Here is a 17,174-nt window from a genome sequence, read left to right on the forward strand (position 1 = left end):
ACCTCGTGGGTAGTTCTACAGGGACGTAGGATGGGTTTCGCTTCGCTCTACCCATCCTACAAAAGCGATATCAGCCCTTGAGCTTGGACCAGATGCGGTCCTGCAGCTCGCGGGCCTGGTTGCTGCATTCCTTCTCTGGGCGCAGGCGTTCGGCGAACTCGTCGGGCATGTTGATGGCGTCCATCACCTTCCACTTCTTGTCCAGCAGCGCATCGCTGTCGACGCCATTGGCGTAGGCGATGGCGTTGGACACCGCGGCGGCGTTCTCGGGCTTCATCATCCAGTCGATGAACACCTTGGCGTTGCCCGGGTGCGGCGCACTCTTCGGCACGGCGAAGTTGTCCTGGAACATGGCCACGCCTTCACGCGGGTAGACGTACTTGATGGTGCTCTTCTGCAGCGTGGCGCGGGCGGTGGAGCCGTTCCAGTTCTGCATCATGATCACTTCGCCCGAGGCCATGCGGTCCACGGTGTTGTCGGAGCTGTACATCTTCAGGAAGGGCTTCTGCTTCTGCAGCAGTTCGAGGATGCGCTTGGCGTCCTGCGGGTTCTCGGTGCACTCGTCGACGCCCAGGTAATGGCTGGCGGCGTTGATCACGCTGCTCGGCGTATCCAGCGCGGCGAGCTGACCCTGCAGTTCAGGACGCGGCTCGAAGAACTCCTTCCAGGACTCCTCCAGCTTGCCGCCCGGCACCCGTGCGCTGTCGTAGGAGAAGCCGGTGGTGCCCCAGAGGTAGGGCGCCGAGTACTTACGGCCGGGGTCGAAGTCGGGGTTGCGGAAGGCCGGCTTCACATGGGCAAAGTTCGGCAGGGTGGAGGTGTCGATTTCTTGCAGCAGGCCCTGTTCGATCAGGGTGCGCATGATCGAGTGCGACGGCACGATCACGTCGTAGGCGGCGCCGCCTGCCTGGAGCTTGGCCAGCAGGGTTTCGTTGCTGTCGTAGCCGTCCATGGTGACCTTGATGCCGGTTTCCTTCTCGAACTTGGCGAGCAGCTCCACCGGGTAGTAGTCGGTCCAGTTGTAGAAGAACAGCTCCTTGGGCTCGTCCGCCTGGGCGGCGGTGGCGGCGAAACAGCTGAGGGCGAATCCGGCTACCCCATGACGCAATGCTTTCAACTTCATTGTTTTTCTCCGGGTTGAAGAACAGGTTGGGCAGTGGTGGAACAAGGGATCAGGTGGTTGCCTTGCCGCGCTGGCCGAGCCAGTAGGAGAGCATCACCAGGACGATCGAGATCACCAGCATCAGGGTCGAGATTGCGTTGATCTCGGGGGTTACCCCGGCCTTGATGGCCGAGAAGATGTAGACCGGCAGCGTCGTCGAGCCGGGGCCCGCGACGAAGAAGGTCATAATGAAGTCGTCGAGGCTGACCACGAATGCCAGCACCGCGCCGGACAGCACCGCCGGGAACAGCAGCGGCAAGGTCACCCGGCGGAAGGTGTGGAAGGGGTTGGCGTAGAGGTCGTTGGCGGCCTCCAGCAGGCTCTTGTCGAGGTCGTTCAGGCGGGCGCGGATCGGCAGGTAGGCGAAGGGGATGCAGAAGCCGATGTGGGCGACGATCACCGTCAGCAGGCCGAGCTTGATGCCGAGTGCCATGAACAGCAGCAGGGTGGCCACGGCGGTGACGATCTCCGGCAGGATCAGCGGCAGGTTGATCCCGCCTTCCACCATCTTCTGGCCGTAGAACGGCCTGTAGGTGGCCAGCGCCGCCAGCAGCGCGATGGCGGTGGCGCAGACGGTGGCGATGCCGGCGACTATCACCGAGTTCAGTGCCGCCGCCTGGATCGACGGGTTGGCGAGGATGCGCCCGTACCAGGCGAAGGAGAACTCGGTCCACACCGTGGCGGTGCGGTTGGCGTTGAAGCTGTAGGCGATCAGCACCAGGATCGGCAGGTACAGATAGGCCAGCACCAGCAGGCTGGTTTCGCGTGTCAGCGGCAATTTCTTCAGGTGGTTGGCAATCATCAGCGGGCTCCCTGGCGGACGGCCTTGGCGGCTTTCTTGGCGTAGAGGGCGTAGAGCACCAGGGCCAGCAGCATCAGCCCGAGCAGGAGGAAGGACAGCGAGCTGCCCAGCGGCCAGTTGCGGGCGGTGCCGAACTGCTGCTGGATCAGGTTGCCGATCATCAGGGTCTTGCCGCCGCCGAGGATGGCGGGGGTGATGAAGGCGCCGAGGCTCGGCACGAACACCAGCAGGGAGCCGGCGACCACGCCCGGCATGGACAGCGGCAGGATCACCCGGCGCAGGGCTTTCCAGCGGTTGGCGCCGAGGTCATAGGCGGCTTCCACCAGGCGCCAGTCGAGCTTCTCCAGGGTGGAGTAGATCGGCAGGATCATGAACGGCAGGAAGCTGTAGACCAGCCCGACGACCACGGCGAAATCGTTGTACAGCAGGGTGATTCCACCGGCCTGCGGGAACAGCGCGTTGAGGCTCTGGGCCAGCCAGCCGTGCTCGCGCAGGATGATCAGCCAGGCGTAGTTGCGGATCAGCAGGTTGGTCCAGAAGGGGATGGTGATCAGCAGCACCATGATGTTGCGCGAGCGCTCGCTGAGGCTGCTCATCCACAGCGCCACGGGGAAGCCGAAGAGGAAGCACAGCAGTGTCGTGCCGCCGGCTTGCAGCACCGAGCGCAGCAGGGCCTGGGCGTAAACCCAGTTCAGCTCCAGGTTGCCATCGAAATCCTCCTGGAAGAACAGCTGCACGTAGCTCTGCCAATGCCAATCGGCGCTCCAGTCGACGCCGCCATAGAGGTTGCGCGGCAGCAAGCTGATGTAGCCCATGATGCCCAGCGGGACGGCGATCAGCCCGAGCAGGGTGAGCAGCACCGGGCTCAACAGCAGCAGCCGGTTGAGGCTGGGGGAGGTGGCGCTGACGCTCATCTCAGGCCTCCATAAGCAGGCAGGCGTGGGGCGGCAGGTGCACGGCCACGCTCGAACCCACGGCACGGGCGCTGGTGGCGCCTTCGTTGCTTTCACGCAGCATCACCTTGGCATCGTTGGCCAGGCGGCACTGGTAGAGCGTGGCCGTGCCGACGTAGAGGACGGCTTCGACCACCGCGCGCAGATGGTGGGGCTGCGACGGGTCCACCAGTTTCGAGCGCTCCGGGCGGAAGGCCAGTTGGGCCGTGCCGGCGCGGGTGTTCGCGTCGCTGGCGCAGGGAATCTCCACCGGGATGCCGTCGGGGCGGAACAGGTTGCCGTTCTGCGGGCATTGGCGCAGCTGGCCGGGGAGGAAGTTGATGTCGCCGATGAAGTGCGCGACGAAGTGGTGTTGCGGGCGTTCGTAGATGTCGTTGGGGGTGCCGATCTGCAGGATCTTGCCGGCGGACATCACCGCAATGCGGTCGGAGAGGGTCAGCGCCTCTTCCTGGTCGTGGGTGACGAAGATGAAGGTGATGCCGGCTTCCTGCTGAACGCGCTTGAGCTCGACCTGCATTTCCTTGCGCAGCTTGAGGTCCAGCGCCGACAGCGGTTCGTCCAGCAACAGCACGTCCGGGCGCGGTGCCAGGGCGCGGGCCAGGGCCACGCGTTGCTGCTGGCCGCCGGAGAGTTCAGCGGGGCGACGGCGGGCCAGGTGTTCCATCTGCACCAGGGCCAGCATTTCCTTGACCCGCCCGGGAATGGCGTTGCGCTCCAGCCCCTGCATCTCCAGGCCGAAGGCGATATTCTCGGCCACGCACATATGCGGGAAGAGCGCGTAGTTCTGGAAGACGGTGTTGACCCGGCGCTTGTAGGGTGGGAGCTGGTCCACGCGCTGCCCGCCGATTTCGATGGAGCCCGAGCTGACCTGCTCGAAGCCGGCGATGGAACGCAGCAGGGTGGTCTTGCCGCAGCCCGATGGGCCGAGGAGGGTAAAGAACTCGTTGTGGCGGATGCTGACCGAAACGTCGTCGAGCGCTGGCGCCACTTCGGGATCATCGGTGTAGCGCTTGCTGACGCGTTGCACCTCGATGGAGGACGTGTGCTTCATAATGGTGCATTCCTCTTGTTTTTGTATGCAAAAATTGAATGCAATCTAGAAATACTCGGATTATGCTGACAACGCAACCGGGTTTTTCTGCCTGCTTGTTTCTCGCAGCACCTGGGTTGCACACGCATTTACGGAGTCACGAATGGCAGACAAGAAGCTGGAAACCACGGTGGACCGCGTCTACCAGGGGGTTTACCAGGCCATCAGCAACCGCTCGCTGCGGCCTGGCATGAAACTGGGGGAAGCGTCCCTGGCAGAGCTGTTCAATGTGAGTCGCACTTCGGTGCGGGCCGCGTTGAAGCAACTGGAGGCTGACGGCCTGGTCTCCTCCGAACCCAACAAGGGCTGCTGGGTCTCACTGCCGAGCGACGAAGAGATCCGCTCGCTGTTCGAAACGCGGCGCCTGATCGAGATCGGCATCGTCACCGAGCTCTGCCGACGTCGGGACAGCGCGGCCATGCAGGACATGCGCGAGCACCTGCTGCTGGAGGAAGAGGCGCGGCGCAATCATGACCACCAGCGGTTGATCCATCTGCTCGGCGAGTTCCACATCAAGCTCGCCGAGGCGCTGAACAACCCGGTGCTGCTGGACTGGTTCCGCAAGCTCATCTCGCGCGCCTCGCTCTATGTCGCCGCCCTCGACGACGAGCGTCATGACGCCTGCCGCGATGACGAGCACCTGCGCCTGATCGAGTTCATCGAGGCGGGCAACCAGAACGCCGCCATCGAACTGACCTGCTTCCACCTGGCGGCCATCGAAACCGCCATCGTCGAGTCGGCCGGCAAGCTCAAGGCCAACTACCACCCGCTGAAACACCTGATCGAGACCTGACCTCGGCCATGAAAATCCAGCTGATCAACCCGAACACCAGCGTCGCCATGACCGCCAGCCTGGCCGAGGCCGCCAGCCACCTGCTGCGCCCCGGCAACCAGTTGTTGGCCGTGACCAACGGCGCCGGCCCGGCCTCCATCGAAGGCCACTACGACGAGGCGCTTTCCGTGCCCGGGTTGCTTCAGGCCATCCGCGATGGCGAGCGGGACGGAGTCGAGGGGCATGTGATCGCCTGCTTCGGCGACCCCGGCCTGCTGGCCGCGCGGGAGATCGCGCGGTTCCCGGTGATCGGTATCGCCGAAGCGGCCATGCACCTGGCCACCTGGGTCGCCACCGGCTTCAGCATCGTCACCACCCTCGGCCGCACCAAAGTCATCGCCCGGCACCTGGTGGAGCGCTACGGCTTCCACCAGCACTGCCGGGGCATTCACGCTGTGGAGATTCCGGTGCTGGCGCTGGATGAGGACCCGGATGGGCTGTTCCGCATCATGCGTGCTGCTTGCCTGGAAGCGCTGGAGCGAGATGAGTCGGGCGCTATCGTCCTTGGTTGTGCCGGCATGAGCCATCTGGCGCAGGGACTCCAGGAAGAGCTGGGCGTACCGGTGATCGACGGCGTCAGCGCTGCGTTGAAGATGGTGGAGATGCTGGGTGAACTGCGCCTTTCCACCAGCAAGCGCGGCGACCTGGATTTCCCTCTGCCCAAGCCTTATGCCGGCTTCTTGCGGAACTTCGCGGTAGGGGCGTGAACGGACTTGCGAGGGGCTTTTACTGTGGGGCTGCTGGGGTGAAGATTCTCCCCTCGAGCAGCTCATGGCGTTTGTGCATTCCGCTCGTGTTCGGGGGATTCCACTTCCAGCCGCAACCAAGGCTGCGACGTGGGAGGACGCAACCGATGCTCCTTGTGAGCCGAATAGGAGGGCTTATTCGGCTCATCAGATGAGCCGAATAGAGAAACGCCGGGCGCTGCCGGGTAGGGCGAGACGGACTCAGGCCAGGCTCGCCAAGTGCTCCATGGTCTCGGGGTACTGTTGCACCAAACGGATCAGCGTGGTGGCCTGGGCATTGGGCTTGGCTCGCCCTTGCTCCCAGTTTTCGAGGGTGCGCGGGTTGGTGCGCAGGTACATGGCGAACACAGGGCGAGACATATTCAGCTGCTCACGCAGCGCGACCAGTTCCTGGGCCGATACTTCGCGAAGCTCCGGCAGCCTGAGCCGATGAACTTTCAGGGTGGCCTTGCCTTCGCGCACTTCGGCGAGCGCTTCGAGGCCTTCCTGTAGTTCGGCAAAGATGTCCCGTTTCATGTCCTGGTCCTCGCCTTGAGCTCGGCTTCAAGCATTTGCTTCAACACCTTCTTCTGCTGTTCGGTCAGGTCGTCGCGGACATCCTTGCCATACAGGGTGAACAACCAGAATTGGGACCCGCCGAGCCACCAGTAGTAGATAACGCGGATGCCGCCACGTTTTCCCTTGCCCCGCCGCTCATCCGCGAAGCGCAGCTTGCGCAGTCCGCCGGTGCCCTGGATGAGGTCGCCTATCTCGGGTTGAACCAACAGCAGATGCTGCAGGGCGGTGAAGGAGTCGTCATCCAGATAGTCCGCCCGGTAGCGCTGGAAGGGCGGCAGTTCCACGAAGAGTGCGTCCATGTTCTCTACGTAAGTTGCGTATAGATTGTTCGCGCTTCCCCGAAGGGTCAAGCGCTCAGATGGAGGCGCCACCTTATCTGGCCCTTCGGGAAGCCAGGATCCGAAGTAAATGGCGGACTTGGATGAGGTTCGAGTCGGAAAGAACGAAGCTGTGCACTGCGTCAACGCACCGCACGCAGGCCCGGCTTCCAGCGCTGCAACCCCGGTGCTAGAGTCGCCGCCCATGAAAATCGCCCGCCCTGACCGCTCGCTGATTGCCTGGATGCTCTATGCCTGCGTCCTGTTCAATCTGTTCGCCTGCGGGCTGCACCACGGGCAGGCGATGGGCCTGGAGTTGAGCGGCCTCGGTGGCGCGTTCTGCTCCGGCCAGTCCAATGCCGGCCCGAGTCTCGATGGCGACCAGGGCGGTAGCGCCGCCAGCGGCTGGTCCGGCGTTTTCAAATGCCCGTTGTGCGGGACGATCCCCCTGGCGATAGCCGCGCTGTTCGCCCTGGTCTGGCTGTTGGGCGTTCGCGATGCCCACCCGAGCACCTTCGAAACGCGGCGCAAGGCGCCCCCGCGCTATCTCTGGCCTTCGGCCAATCCTCGCGCCTCTCCGCTCCACTGAATCCGTCGCCGGTACGCCCGGCTTTGCACTCGACGACCGAATTGCCTCCTGGCCTGACGTACACGCAGGAATGCTGGATGGCCGGTGCGCACGGGTGTGCGGTGCGCTGGAAAAGCGCATCTATGCTGAGTCTGAAACCAGTCCGACCAAGGCCCCATCAGGGTCAGGAACATGATGGATGGAACCAGGCATGACTGAACTGGATGCCTTCCGACGCAACCGCTCGCTGATTGCCTGGATGCTCTATGCCTGCGTCCTGTTCAATCTGTTCGCTTGCGGTCTGCACCACGGGAAGGCGATGGGGCTGGAACTGAGCGGCCTGGGTGGTGCGTTCTGCTCAGGCGAATCCAATGCCGGGCCGAGCCTCGATGGCGATCTGGACGGCAGTTCTGCCAGTGGCTGGTCCGGCGTTTTCAAATGCCCGCTGTGCGGGACGATCCCTCTGGCAATGGCCGCGCTCTTCGTGCTGGCCTGGCTGCTGGGCGTGCGCGATGCCCGCCCCATTACCTTCGAACCGCACCACAAGACTTCACCCCGCCACACCTGGCCCACCGCCAACCCCCGCGCTCCCTAGCCGTCTTTGCGCTGTCTGTTTCCCGCTGTGACGCCGGGCGCATGCCCGTGCGCGATGCGGGGCCTTGCAACACCCGACAAGACTGCCAATACAAGACCCAAGGAGTGCGCCATGCGCCAATTTCCCTTGCTGAGCCTGCTCGCCCTGAGCGTGAGCCTGGCCAGTTTCGCCCATGCCGAGCACGTAGAACTCGGCAAGACTGTCGTGATGGACGAATACCGTCGCGACCCGACTTCGCCGACCATCGCCGAGAAGAAAGAAGACTTCTCACACATCCCCGGCGGCGCCGGCGTGGTGGATGCCGAGACCTACAAGAGCGGCCGCAGCAGCACCCTGCAGGACGCCCTAGGGATGGCGACCGGGGTGTTCATCCAGCCGCGCTTCGGCGCCGAGGAAGCGCGCCTATCCGTTCGCGGTTCCGGCCTGCAGCGCACCTTCCATGGCCGTGGCCTGCTGCTGATGCAGGACGGCGCGCCGGTCAACCTCGCGGACGGCAGCTTCGACTTCCAGACCATCGAACCCTTGGCCACCGACCACATCGAAGTGCTGCGCGGCGCCAACGCCTGGCGTTACGGTTCGGCCACCCTGGGCGGCGCCATCAACTTCGTCAGCCCCACCGGCAAGACCGCACCGCCGGTGACCTTGCGAGCGGAAGGCGGTAGCTTCGGCTATCAGCGAATCTACGGCGCGGCGGCGCAGGACTTCGGTGACTGGGATGGCTTTGTCAGCGCCAACGGCTACAGCCAGGACGGCTACCGCGATCATTCCCGACAGGACAACCAGCGCTATTTCGCCAACCTGGGCGGGCGCATCAACGACCGCCTCTCCACGCGCTTCTACCTGACCCATGTGGAGTCCGACTCGGACCTGCCGGGCAATCTGACCCTGGCGCAGATGCGCCGCGATCCGAAGCAGGCGGCGCCGGGCAACATCACCGGCGACCAGCAGCGCGACTTCAATCTCGATCGGCTGGGCAATATCAGCGTCCTGCAGCTGGACGACGGCCACAGCCTGGAGTTCGCCAGCTTCTACAGCACCAAGTCGCTGTTCCACCCGATCTTCCAGGTGCTCGATGTCGACAGCGAGGACTACGGCCTGCGCGTTTCCCACAAGTGGATGAACGAGCAGGGCTGGCGCTGGACCGGCGGCGTGGAGGCCAGCCAGGGGCGCAACTGGGATTCGCGCTACGTCAACGTCGGGGGAGAGAAAGGGCGCAAGGTCAACGAGCTGCACCAGACCGCACGCAACCTCAATGCCTTCGGTGAACTGGAGATGCCTCTGGCCGAGCGTTGGGCGTTGATCGGCGGCCTCGCCTGGCTGCACCAGGAGCGCGACGTGGATGACCGCCTGAGTTGCAATGCCTTCGTCACGGCCTTCTGCCTGCCCCAGGATGAGTCCTTCAACAAGAGCTACCTCGGCCGAATCGGCCGCATCGGTTTGCGCCACGACCTGAGCGAGGAGATGCAGCTGTTCGCCAACATCAGCCAGAGCTTCGAGCCGCCGACTTTCAGCGAGCTCACCGGTGGCCAGGTGGTGACCGCCAACGATGCGCAGAAGGCCAATACCGTGGAAGTCGGCATGCGTTGGCAACGGGATAGCGTGGACATGGACCTGGCGGTCTACCGCAGCGAAATCCGCGACGAGCTGCTGGCACTGAACGATGCCGATGGCCAGCCGCTGGGCACGGTCAACGCCGACCGCACCATCCACCAGGGCATCGAACTGGGCGGCGCCTGGACCATCGGTCAGGTCGTCCTGCGCGGGCAGTATCTGTTCAACGATTTCCGCTTCGACAACGACGATACATACGGCGACAACCGCCTGGCGGGCCTGCCGCGCCAGTTCATCAAGGGCGAGGCCTTGTGGCAGCGCGAAGGCTGGTACGCCGGGCCGACTTTCGAGTGGGTGCCGACCCACTACAACGTCGATCAGGCGGAAACCCTCTACGCCGATGGCTACGCCATCTGGGGGCTCAAGGCGGGCTACCGTCCGGGCGAGGGATTCGGCTTCTTCGTTGAGGGACGCAACCTGTCCGACAAGACCTACGTCGCCACCACCGGGGTGATCGCCGACGCCCAGGGCCGTGACAGTGCGCAGTTCCTGCCGGGCGATGGCCGGGCGGTCTATGCCGGCCTGGAGTGGCGGATGTGATCGCGGCGCCGGGCGTCTTGAGTCCCGGCGCCGAGCCCCTGCCCAACCGGTGACGGCAGGAGGGCAGGGGGGCGCAAAAGTCGTTGACAGCGACGGGCATCGCGACGACCTTTGCGCTCCCACACCTCCTGCCGTCTGCTGCTTCGAATGCAGTGGCAGGCGGTGCTTTTGCCCACCACGGATCTACCCCATGAAGAAGCTGCTCATCATCGGCATCGGCGCCGGCAACCCCGAGTACATCACCATCCAGGCCGTGAAGGCGCTGAACCAGGTTGATGTGTTCTTCATCATGGACAAGGGCAACAGCAAGGAAAAACTCATCCACCTGCGCCAGGAAATCTGCGAGCGCTACATCACCGAGCGTGACTATCGATTCGTCGAGGCCAGCAGCCCCGAACGTCAGCGCGAGGGTGACGACTATCGGGCTAATGTCAGGGACCTGAACCTGGCCAAGCAGCAGGTGTTCGAGCGCCTGATCGACGAAGAACTGGCCGATGGCGAGTGCGGGGCCTTCCTGGTCTGGGGCGATCCGTCGCTCTACGACAGCACCATCCGAATTCTGGAATCCATCCTCCGGGGCGGCCGGCTCCAGTTCGAGTTCGACGTGATCCCCGGGATTACCAGCGTCCAGGCGCTGACGGCCCGTCACAAGGTGCCGCTCAACCGCATCGGCAAGTCCGTCCAGATCACCACGGGCCGGCGGCTGGCAGAGGGCTTCCCGGAGAACGCCGACAGTGTCGTGGTGATGCTCGATGCGGAAGATACCTACCAGCGGTTGAATGATCCGCAGCTGGAAATCTACTGGGGTGCCTACGTGGGCACGCCGGACGAAATCCTCATTTCCGGCAAGCTCAATGAAGTGGCCGATGAGATCAAGCGGGTGCGGCACGACGCTCGCGAGGCCAATGGCTGGATCATGGATACCTACTTGCTGCGTCGCTCGGATGGCGTCGACGACTGATGGGGCAGTGCGGCTCTGATCATGAGTAAAACTTGAGTTCATAGCGAAATAATTGAGTTTTACTCATTGTGCTGCTGCGCCTGACAATTCCTTCATGAATTTTCAATGGAGGAATTTCCCATGGCATTGGCACACAACCTCGGCTTCCCGCGTATCGGCGGAGATCGCGAACTGAAGAAGGCTCAGGAAGCCTTCTGGAAGGGCGAGCTGGACGAAGCCGGCTTGCGTGCGGTTGGCCGCAAGCTGCGTGCTGAGCATTGGCAGATCCAGAAGGACGCCGGGATCGACCTGCTGCCGGTCGGCGATTTCGCCTGGTACGACCAGGTGCTGACGCACTCCCTGACTTTCGGCGTCATCCCCGAGCGCTTCCGTGGCCACGGCAACGCCAAGCCGACCCTGCAGACCCTGTTCGGCATGGCCCGTGGTGTCAGCGACAGTTGTTGCGGCGGCGCCCACGCGCAGGAAATGACCAAGTGGTTCGACACCAACTACCACTACCTGGTCCCCGAGTTTTCCGCTGACCAGCAGTTCGCCCTGAGCTGGGAGCAATTGTTCGAGGAAGTAGCTGAAGCCCAGGCCCTTGGTCACAGCGTGAAGCCGGTGCTCATCGGCCCGCTGACCTACCTCTGGCTGGGCAAGGCCAAGGGTGGCGAGTTCGACAAGCTGGACCTGCTGGAGCGCCTGCTGCCGCTGTATGGACAGATCCTCCAACGTCTCGACGCCCAGGGCGTGGAGTGGGTGCAGATCGACGAACCGATTCTCGTGCTCGACCTGCCCCAGGACTGGAAGAATGCTTTCGAGCGTGCCTACAACCTGCTGCAGAAGGAACCGCTGAAGAAACTGATAGCCACTTACTTCGGTGGTCTTGAGGACAACCTTGGCCTGGCCGCCGGCCTGCCGGTGGATGGCCTGCACATCGATCTGGTGCGCGCACCTGATCAGTACCCGACCATTCTCGACCGCGTGCCGGGCTACAAGGTGTTGTCCCTCGGCGTGGTGAACGGCCGCAACGTCTGGCGTTGCGACCTGGAAAAAGCGCTCGACGTGCTGCGCCATGCCCATGAGCGACTGGGCGATCGCCTTTGGGTAGCGCCATCCTGCTCGCTCCTGCACAGCCCGGTGGACCTGGCCCGTGAAGACACGCTGGATGCCGAGCTGAAGAGCTGGCTGGCCTTCGCCGTGCAGAAGTGCGAGGAAGTCGCCGTGCTTTCCCAAGCCCTGATCGAGCCGGAAGCCCCAGCGGTGCTGGAGGCCTTGGCCGCCAGCCGCGCGGTACAGGCCAGCCGTGCTGCATCACCGCGCATTCACAAGCCAGCCGTGCAGACTCGCGTTGCTGCGCTGAAGCCGGAAGACAGCCAGCGTCCGTCTCCTTTTGCCGTACGTATCGAGAAGCAGCGCGAAGGGCTTTACCTGCCAGCGTTCCCGACCACAACCATCGGCTCATTCCCGCAGACTTCTGCTATTCGTCTGGCACGCCAGGCGTTCAAGGCGGGCAAGTTGTCCGAGGCCGAATACACCGAAGCGATGCACAGCGAAATCCGCCATGCGGTGAGTGTGCAGGAAAAGCTGGGACTGGACGTGCTGGTGCATGGCGAGGCCGAGCGCAACGACATGGTCGAGTACTTCGCCGAGCAATTGGATGGTTACGCGTTCACCCGGTTCGGCTGGGTGCAAAGCTACGGCTCGCGCTGCGTGAAACCGGCGGTGATCGTTGGCGACCTGAGCCGGCCGAAGGCGATGACCGTGGACTGGATCCGTTATGCACAGGGCCTGACCGCCAAGTGGATGAAGGGCATGCTGACTGGCCCGGTGACCATGCTGATGTGGTCTTTCCCGCGTGAGGATGTGTCCCGCGAGGTGCAGGCCAGGCAATTGGCGCTGGCCATTCGTGACGAAGTGCTGGACCTGGAAGCGGCCGGTATCCGCATCGTGCAGATCGACGAGGCGGCGTTCCGCGAAGGCCTGCCGCTGCGCAAGGCGGGCTGGCAGGCGTATCTGGACTGGGCCACCGAGGCCTTCCGCCTGACCGCCAGCGGCGTGAAGGACGAAACCCAGATCCACACCCACATGTGCTACAGCGAGTTCAACGACGTGATCGAGTCCATCGCGGCGATGGACGCTGACGTCATCACCATCGAGACCTCGCGCTCGGACATGGAACTGCTGGATGCCTTCGAAGCCTTCGCCTATCCGAACGAGATCGGCCCGGGCGTCTACGACATCCACTCGCCGCGCGTGCCCGGCAAGGACGAGATCATCAAGCTGCTGCGCAAGGCCGCCCAGCGGGTTCCCGCCGAGCGCCTCTGGGTCAACCCGGACTGCGGCCTGAAAACCCGCGCCTGGCCTGAAACCGAAGCGGCCCTGGTGAACATGGTGGCAGCGGCCAACGAACTGCGCGCCGAGTTCGCCCAGTAAGCGAATGTGGATGTGAGTGAAAAACGGGACGCCTGGCGTCCCGTTTTGCTTGCTGCAGACACGCAAAAGCCGCGCAATGCGCGGCTTTTGATTTGGTGGGCCCACACGGACTCGAACCGTGGACCAAAGGATTATGAGTCCTCTGCTCTAACCGACTGAGCTATAGGCCCCAGAAGGCCGGCGGATTATACAGGCGCCTTTTGCTGGGCGCCAATCGCAGGCAGGGGGCTGAGGAATTTGCGGGCGAAAGTATCGGCGGGCAGGGCCGCGCTGACGATAAAGCCTTGAATCTGTTCGCATCCTTCGGCGGCGAGGAAGTATTCCTGCGCCTTGGTTTCGACGCCTTCGGCAATGACGGTGAGTTGCATGCTGCGGCCAAGGGCGATGATGGCGCGGCTGATGGCCGCGTCGTTGGGATCGTCCGGCAGACCGCGAACGAAGGACTTGTCGATCTTCAGCACATCCAGTGGCAGGCGCTTGAGGTAGCTGAGGGAGGAGTAGCCGGTGCCGAAGTCGTCGATGGCGAGCTGCACGCCGAGGGCTTTGAGGCTGTGCAGCACGCTGAGGGCTTCTTCGGCCTGGCTCATGATGAAGCTTTCGGTGATTTCCAGTTGCAGGCGCTGCGGTTCGAGGCCAAGCCCGTGGATGAGTTTCTGCAAGCGTTCCATCAAGAGCGGCTGACGCAACTGGGCGCCGGCAAGATTTACCGAGAGCGGGCCGAACGGGGCGTGGCCTTCCTGCCATTGCTGCATCTGCCGACAGGCGTGTTCCAGCACCCAATCGCCCAGTGGGAGGATCAGGCCGCATTCTTCCGCGAGGGGAATGAAGCGCTCCGGAGGAATCTCGCCGAATTGGGGGTGATACCAGCGCACCAGAGCTTCGGCACCCACCAGGGTCTGATGCTGGAGGCTGAACTTGGGCTGGTAGCTGAGGGACAGTTCGTTGCGTTCCAGCGCGCGGCGCAATTCGGTCTCGAGGGCCATCCGCTCCGTGGCCTGGCTGGTGAGGTCGCGGGTATAGAACTCGATGCGGTTGCGGCCTCGGGCCTTGGCCCGGTACATGGCGGCGTCGGCATTCTTGACCACCGTGGCGACGTCCAGGCCGTGTTCGGGGAACAGGCTGATACCGATGCTGGCGCTCATGAAGAACTCATGCTGGCCAGCGGGAATGGGCGCTTCGAAGCAGGCCAGCAGCTTGTTGGCTACGGTTTGTGCGTCGCTGGCATTGTGCAGCCCAGGCAGGAGGATGATGAATTCATCGCCGCCGAGGCGAGCCACGGTGTCGATGTCGCGTAGCTGTTCGCGCAGGCGGGTGGCGATGCCCTTGAGCAGCAGGTCGCCCACCGGATGGCCGAGGCTGTCGTTGATGTGCTTGAAACGGTCCAGGTCAATGAACAGGACGGCGCCGTGGTGGTGATCCGTGGCCGCATCGGTCAGCGCCAGTTGCAGGCGGCTTTCGAACAGCAGGCGATTGGGCAGGCCGGTGAGGGAGTCGTGGTGGGCCTGGAAGTCGAGCCGGGCCTGGGCATGCTTGAGGGGTGAGATGTCGGCGAATACGCCGACGTAATGGGTGACCTGCTGGTGGCGGTCGCGCACGGCGCTGATGGTGAGCCATTCGGGGTAGGGCTCGCCGTTCCGGCGGCGGTTCCAGATTTCGCCTTGCCAGTGCCCTTCGCGTTCGAGCTGATGCCACATGGCTGCGTAGAAGGCGCTGTCGTGCTGGCCGGAAGAGAGCATGCGCGGCGATTGGCCGAGGGCCTCGCTTTCGCTGTAGCCGGTGATCTCGCTGAAGGCGCGGTTGACGGCTGTGATGCGTTGTTCGGTGTCGGTGATCATCACGCCTTCGGCCGTGCTTTCGAACACGGTGGCGGCCTGCAGCAATTTTTCCTGCATCTGCTGACGCTCGGTGACATCGCGGGCAATGGTCAGCATGCAGGGTTCGCCGCCAATGGGGATCGGCTGGGCGGAGAGTTCGCAGATGCGTATCTGGCCAGTCTTGGTACGTACGGCAGTGGTGTAGTGGTGCAGGCTGCCGTGTTCCTGGATGGCCTGGATCATGAGCGCGCGGTCGGCCGGGTTGGCCCACAAGCCGAGTTCGAGGGTGGAGCGGTCGGCGATCTCCTGCTGGCTGTAGCCGGTGATCCGGGTGAAGCCATCGTTGGCTTCCAGCAGGCGCCCGTCGCTGATGCGGGTAATGAGCAGGCCGTCTGGTGAGGCATGGAAGGCGCTGGCGAATTTTTCTTCGGAGACCTGCAGCAGTTGCTGGGTTTCCTTTAGTTGGGTGACGTCGCGGACTGCCACGACCAGGGATGGAGTGTTATCGAGCTCGATGTTCTGCGCGGAAATCAGGCCGATGAAGGTTTCTCCATTGGCGCGGCGGAAGGGCATTTCCAGGTTGTGCAGCGGATTGCCTTGTTGCAGTCGCTGTAGGAGCTTCGGGCCGATGCCGGGAATGCCCCAGATATCCAGCTCAGTGGCGGTACGGCCGAGGGCTTCGCTGGCCTTGAGTCCGATCTGTTGCTCGAAGGTCTGGTTGATCGCCAGCAGGCTGCCGTCGGTGCGGCGTGCGATGACGATGATGTCGGGGCAGTTGTGGAACACCGAGGCGAATTTCTGCTCGGAGAGTTGCAGCGCCTGTTCGGTCTGTTTGGCCTCGGTGATGTCGATCATCAGGCCGCGCATCATCTGCGTCTCACCGTGGGGGATGAGGGTGATGATGTCCCGCACCCATAGCACCCGGCCGTCGGCGGCGATCATGCGGTAGTCGAGGCTGTGGTCGCGGCCGGCAACGGTTTCGGCTTCGCAGAAGGCATTGGCCCAGCCTGCGTCTTCAGGGTGCAAGGTGCGACGCCAGAAGCCTTGCTCCAGCCAGTTGCTCAAGGGGTAGCCGAGCAGGCGTTCGGCGTGGGGCGAAACGTAGGTGTAGCTGTAATCTTCGACGCGCATCTCCCAGGCGATGGCGTTGAGGCTCTCCACGAGGCCGCGGTAATGCTGTTCGCTGCTGCGCAGCTCTTCCTGCAGGGCGGCGCGACTGGTCATTTCATTGCTGAGGCGTCGATTGACGCGCATGACGAAGGCAAGCACACCAGCCAGCAGCAACACTGCCGGCAGGCCGTAGAGCAGGATGCGGTTCCAGTCGATGTGCTGGTAGAGGGCATCGCCCACCCAGCGTTCCTGGATGGCCGCGGTTTCTTCCGGGGTGATCTCGGCGAATACCCTGTCGAGGATGCCGGCGAGTAGCGGATGGATTTTCGGCGTCGCCATGGCCAGCTGATAGCGATAAGGCGTTTCGCCACTGATGCTGATGCCGTTCAGCTTGAGCTGGCGCAGGCTCCAGACACTTGAGGCAAGGTCACCGACGAAGGCGTCTACCTGGCCGGTGGCCAGGGCCTGGAGCGCGGCGGCCACTGTGGGGTAACCCTGCAGGCTGAGGTCCGGATGCTGGTTCCGCAGGAGCTCATGGGGGGCGTAGTCGGATACGACGCCGACGCGCAGGCCGTAGAGGTCCTGGATGTTCGAAGGCTGCGGGCCCCGCGTCTGGGAAAGGATGACGATGGGGAAGTCGAGATAGGGCCGCGTGAAGTTCAGGTACTGCTGGCGTTCCGGGGTGGACATGACGCCGGGCAGGATATCCAGTTCACCTTCGCGGGCTCGCTTGAGCACTTCGCCCCAATTGCCGGACTCCACCGGGGTGAGCTTCAGCTTCAGCTTGCGGCGGATCAGCTCGACGTAGTCGGCAGCCAGGCCTTGGTGGCGGCCTTGGGAGTCCTGGAATTCGAAGGGGGGCCAGGAGGTGTCTATACCGAGTCTCAGCTCGCCGTGAGTGTCGAGCCAGGCCTGTTCTTCCGGGGTGAGCGTCAGGGCGCCGGCTGGGAAGGTCCACAGTGCCAGCCAAAGCATCAGTAGGGCCCGCACTCGCGCCATTGGCGGCCTCATTCCTTGAAGGGATGTAAGACCGAAGTGTAGACGTGACCGCTTGTCGGCTGGAAGTGAAATGAACGCGCTGAGCGATGCGACACACAAAA

General features: G+C 63.6%; 14 protein-coding genes and 1 tRNA gene. 7 read left to right on the top strand and 8 right to left on the bottom strand.

Going from position 1 to position 17,174, the window contains the following annotated elements; all coding sequences use genetic code 11:
• Positions 1-70: 70 nt before the first annotated feature.
• From MnOB_RS00665 to MnOB_RS00680, 4 genes are read right to left on the bottom strand one after another with little or no spacing between them, the layout of a single operon-like run.
• Positions 71-1,123 carry an extracellular solute-binding protein gene (locus MnOB_RS00665; protein ID WP_077520759.1) on the bottom strand — a complete coding sequence of 351 codons (1,053 nt, stop codon included), beginning with the start codon at positions 1,121-1,123 and terminating at the stop codon, positions 71-73.
• A gap of 49 nt (positions 1,124-1,172) precedes the next feature.
• Complete coding sequence (locus tag MnOB_RS00670; RefSeq protein ID WP_077520762.1) at positions 1,173-1,964, bottom strand: ABC transporter permease; 792 nt, start codon at positions 1,962-1,964, stop codon at positions 1,173-1,175.
• Entirely contained in the window at positions 1,964-2,878 is a 915-nt protein-coding gene (locus MnOB_RS00675) for an ABC transporter permease (protein ID WP_077520765.1), read from the bottom strand. Before MnOB_RS00675 ends, MnOB_RS00670 begins: the two co-directional genes overlap by 1 nt.
• A 1-nt stretch (position 2,879) precedes the next feature.
• Positions 2,880-3,968 carry an ABC transporter ATP-binding protein gene (locus MnOB_RS00680; protein ID WP_077520767.1) on the bottom strand — a complete coding sequence of 363 codons (1,089 nt, stop codon included), beginning with the start codon at positions 3,966-3,968 and terminating at the stop codon, positions 2,880-2,882.
• A 142-nt stretch (positions 3,969-4,110) separates the two neighbouring features.
• Between MnOB_RS00680 and MnOB_RS00685 the strand changes: the two genes are divergently transcribed.
• Positions 4,111-4,800 (top strand): GntR family transcriptional regulator, encoded by a 690-nt coding sequence (locus tag MnOB_RS00685; protein ID WP_077520770.1) that lies wholly within the window; start codon positions 4,111-4,113, stop codon positions 4,798-4,800.
• 8 nt (positions 4,801-4,808) lie between these two features.
• Entirely contained in the window at positions 4,809-5,546 is a 738-nt protein-coding gene (locus MnOB_RS00690) for an aspartate/glutamate racemase family protein (protein WP_077520773.1), read from the top strand.
• 240 nt (positions 5,547-5,786) lie between these two features.
• Here the strand turns inward: MnOB_RS00690 and MnOB_RS00695 are convergent, their stop codons facing one another.
• Entirely contained in the window at positions 5,787-6,101 is a 315-nt protein-coding gene (locus MnOB_RS00695; protein WP_077520776.1) for a helix-turn-helix domain-containing protein, read from the bottom strand.
• Positions 6,098-6,442, bottom strand: a complete 345-nt coding sequence (locus tag MnOB_RS00700; RefSeq protein ID WP_077520779.1) for a type II toxin-antitoxin system RelE/ParE family toxin — start codon at positions 6,440-6,442, stop codon at positions 6,098-6,100. Before MnOB_RS00700 ends, MnOB_RS00695 begins: the two co-directional genes overlap by 4 nt.
• A 223-nt stretch (positions 6,443-6,665) precedes the next feature.
• Here MnOB_RS00700 and MnOB_RS00705 point away from each other — a divergent pair, with 223 nt between their 5' ends.
• The 5 genes from MnOB_RS00705 to metE all read left to right on the top strand — a co-directional run bounded on the left by MnOB_RS00705 (position 6,666) and on the right by metE (position 13,150).
• Positions 6,666-7,049 carry a DUF2946 domain-containing protein gene (locus MnOB_RS00705; protein ID WP_077520781.1) on the top strand — a complete coding sequence of 128 codons (384 nt, stop codon included), beginning with the start codon at positions 6,666-6,668 and terminating at the stop codon, positions 7,047-7,049.
• A gap of 190 nt (positions 7,050-7,239) precedes the next feature.
• Positions 7,240-7,623 (top strand): DUF2946 domain-containing protein, encoded by a 384-nt coding sequence (locus MnOB_RS00710; protein WP_077520881.1) that lies wholly within the window; start codon positions 7,240-7,242, stop codon positions 7,621-7,623.
• A gap of 111 nt (positions 7,624-7,734) precedes the next feature.
• A complete protein-coding gene (locus MnOB_RS00715) occupies positions 7,735-9,774 on the top strand; it encodes a TonB-dependent receptor family protein (protein WP_077520784.1) in 2,040 nt (679 codons plus the stop codon).
• 190 nt (positions 9,775-9,964) lie between these two features.
• The gene (gene cobF / locus MnOB_RS00720) at positions 9,965-10,735 is read left to right on the top strand and encodes a precorrin-6A synthase (deacetylating) (protein WP_077520787.1); all 771 of its coding nucleotides are present in this window, start codon (positions 9,965-9,967) and stop codon (positions 10,733-10,735) included.
• Positions 10,736-10,855: 120 nt separating this feature from the next.
• The gene (gene metE, locus MnOB_RS00725) at positions 10,856-13,150 is read left to right on the top strand and encodes a 5-methyltetrahydropteroyltriglutamate--homocysteine S-methyltransferase (RefSeq protein WP_077520789.1); all 2,295 of its coding nucleotides are present in this window, start codon (positions 10,856-10,858) and stop codon (positions 13,148-13,150) included.
• Positions 13,151-13,243: 93 nt separating this feature from the next.
• Here metE and MnOB_RS00730 read toward each other — a convergent pair.
• Both MnOB_RS00730 and MnOB_RS00735 read right to left on the bottom strand, forming a co-directional pair.
• A tRNA-Ile gene (locus MnOB_RS00730) sits at positions 13,244-13,320 on the bottom strand.
• A gap of 15 nt (positions 13,321-13,335) precedes the next feature.
• Positions 13,336-17,073, bottom strand: a complete 3,738-nt coding sequence (locus tag MnOB_RS00735; protein WP_077520792.1) for a bifunctional diguanylate cyclase/phosphodiesterase — start codon at positions 17,071-17,073, stop codon at positions 13,336-13,338.
• Positions 17,074-17,174 lie beyond the last annotated feature (101 nt).

Source organism: Metapseudomonas resinovorans, from assembly GCF_002003485.1.
Classification (GTDB): domain Bacteria; phylum Pseudomonadota; class Gammaproteobacteria; order Pseudomonadales; family Pseudomonadaceae; genus Metapseudomonas; species Metapseudomonas resinovorans_D.

Coding starts and splice junctions, on each gene's coding strand:
- MnOB_RS00670 (WP_077520762.1), bottom strand. CDS start 1,964: ATGATTGCCAACCACCTGAAGAAATTGCCGCTGACACGCGAAACCAGC.
- MnOB_RS00705 (WP_077520781.1), top strand. CDS start 6,666: ATGAAAATCGCCCGCCCTGACCGCTCGCTGATTGCCTGGATGCTCTAT.
- MnOB_RS00680 (WP_077520767.1), bottom strand. CDS start 3,968: ATGAAGCACACGTCCTCCATCGAGGTGCAACGCGTCAGCAAGCGCTAC.
- MnOB_RS00665 (WP_077520759.1), bottom strand. CDS start 1,123: ATGAAGTTGAAAGCATTGCGTCATGGGGTAGCCGGATTCGCCCTCAGC.
- cobF (WP_077520787.1), top strand. CDS start 9,965: ATGAAGAAGCTGCTCATCATCGGCATCGGCGCCGGCAACCCCGAGTAC.
- MnOB_RS00675 (WP_077520765.1), bottom strand. CDS start 2,878: ATGAGCGTCAGCGCCACCTCCCCCAGCCTCAACCGGCTGCTGCTGTTG.
- MnOB_RS00735 (WP_077520792.1), bottom strand. CDS start 17,073: ATGGCGCGAGTGCGGGCCCTACTGATGCTTTGGCTGGCACTGTGGACC.
- metE (WP_077520789.1), top strand. CDS start 10,856: ATGGCATTGGCACACAACCTCGGCTTCCCGCGTATCGGCGGAGATCGC.
- MnOB_RS00695 (WP_077520776.1), bottom strand. CDS start 6,101: ATGAAACGGGACATCTTTGCCGAACTACAGGAAGGCCTCGAAGCGCTC.
- MnOB_RS00710 (WP_077520881.1), top strand. CDS start 7,240: ATGACTGAACTGGATGCCTTCCGACGCAACCGCTCGCTGATTGCCTGG.
- MnOB_RS00700 (WP_077520779.1), bottom strand. CDS start 6,442: ATGGACGCACTCTTCGTGGAACTGCCGCCCTTCCAGCGCTACCGGGCG.
- MnOB_RS00685 (WP_077520770.1), top strand. CDS start 4,111: ATGGCAGACAAGAAGCTGGAAACCACGGTGGACCGCGTCTACCAGGGG.
- MnOB_RS00690 (WP_077520773.1), top strand. CDS start 4,809: ATGAAAATCCAGCTGATCAACCCGAACACCAGCGTCGCCATGACCGCC.
- MnOB_RS00715 (WP_077520784.1), top strand. CDS start 7,735: ATGCGCCAATTTCCCTTGCTGAGCCTGCTCGCCCTGAGCGTGAGCCTG.